The sequence below is a fragment of the Streptomyces sp. NPDC055078 genome, from assembly GCF_053607985.1.
Window position 1 is genome coordinate 1 of record NZ_JBSGUP010001134.1, and the last position, 1,246, is coordinate 1,246.

Genomic DNA, 1,246 nt, shown 5'->3' on the forward strand with positions numbered 1-1,246 from the left:
CCCCTAAGGCGATGGCGCTGACCCTTCGCGAGCGTGCGGGAAACAAGCCGAATTTCACTGTCATTCCTCCATCGAGCGCGGAAAACCGAAAAAGGGAACATGCCGGGGCCCCATAGCCGTGGGGGGCCGGGCCCGCGAGGATGACCCCGGCATGAGAAGGCCAGGACCGACGGAGTGCGGGGTCAATCAATCTGGATCGACGGCGACGGCATGAATCAATTCTCATTGCGCATTTGTGCGCAACTTTCCAGGACCCTCAACGGCGTCGAGGGGCGGCGTCCGAATACTCCGGTGGGCCCTGAATCGCCGCCGCTGATTCCGGAGGGGGATGCCGTGTGGTGGCGGGTCGGGCCCCTCCCGGGAGCGTGTCGTCACGCCGGCTCTGTATCTTCGATGCCCGGCCGGGGCCGGCGCGCGGAAGGGCTCACGCGTCAGCAGATGACGCCGATCTGGGTCCAGGACAGAGTGCGCCGGAAGCCGCCGCGCCAGGCGTGCGCGTTCGCGCCGGGCGGGGCGTGCAGGCAGGCGATGACCCATGGCTCGGGGGGCCCGTAGTGACTGATGATCTTGAAGCGGACATCCATCGAGGTGTTGTTGACGACGGAGAAACCGGACGTGGAGGACAGGTCGTAGAGGTCTGTCATGGACTTCCACGTGGGAGAGCCGGAATACGTTGCATTGTCCCAGACGCACAGATATTCCTCGGGGCAATCGTCCTGATCGGCTGCCGCCGAGGGGGCGAAGACCAGGCCCGTGATGCTCAGGGCGAGGGAAACTGCGCCCATCGCCGCAGTTGTCCATATATTCCTCAATGTGGCCCTTCCCCGCTCTGTTCGAATGAAATCCATCCGGCCAGGATGCATGACATGCCGAACGGTCGAAAGGCGGTGTTCCGGCCGTCCCCGCAATGGCTGGAAGGCCCGCCCGGTGACGCCCGCGTCCGTACTTGTCGAGCAAGGTTCGCAGGAGGCCATCGGGCAGGTCAGGGAGGTGGAAAGGGTGCCGGTCCAGCACGTTGATGTGGTGGCGCGCGGACGGAGACAGGAGAAAACCGGGAGGCGGTGTCGGTTCGGGGCCGAGGTGTTCGAGGTGGCCGGGCTGCTGGCGCTGATGCTCCTCACCGAGGCCCGCCGTACCGCCCGGGTCCCGACCAGCGGCGGACTGGTCACCATCGACCAGCAGGACCGCGGGGCCTGCCCCTCGGCGATCGGCGCACCCGTCGCCGGGCACCGCGTCGACGCGGTTC

At 66.6% G+C, this 1,246-nt stretch carries 2 protein-coding genes; one reads left to right on the forward strand and one right to left on the reverse strand.

Going from position 1 to position 1,246, the window contains the following annotated elements; genetic code table 11:
* Window positions 1-431: 431 nt before the first annotated feature.
* Window positions 432-785 (reverse strand): peptidase inhibitor family I36 protein, encoded by a 354-nt coding sequence (locus tag ACWF94_RS40725; RefSeq protein ID WP_453500376.1) that lies wholly within the window; start codon window positions 783-785, stop codon window positions 432-434.
* A gap of 76 nt (window positions 786-861) precedes the next feature.
* Between ACWF94_RS40725 and ACWF94_RS40730 the strand changes: the two genes are divergently transcribed.
* A partial coding sequence (locus tag ACWF94_RS40730) for a DUF6596 domain-containing protein (RefSeq protein ID WP_453500377.1) occupies window positions 862-1,246 on the forward strand: 385 nt, incomplete at its 3' end.

Excerpts from the sequence above, each read along its gene's own strand:
- ACWF94_RS40725 (WP_453500376.1), bottom strand. The coding sequence starts at position 785 with ATGGGCGCAGTTTCCCTCGCCCTGAGCATCACGGGCCTGGTCTTCGCC.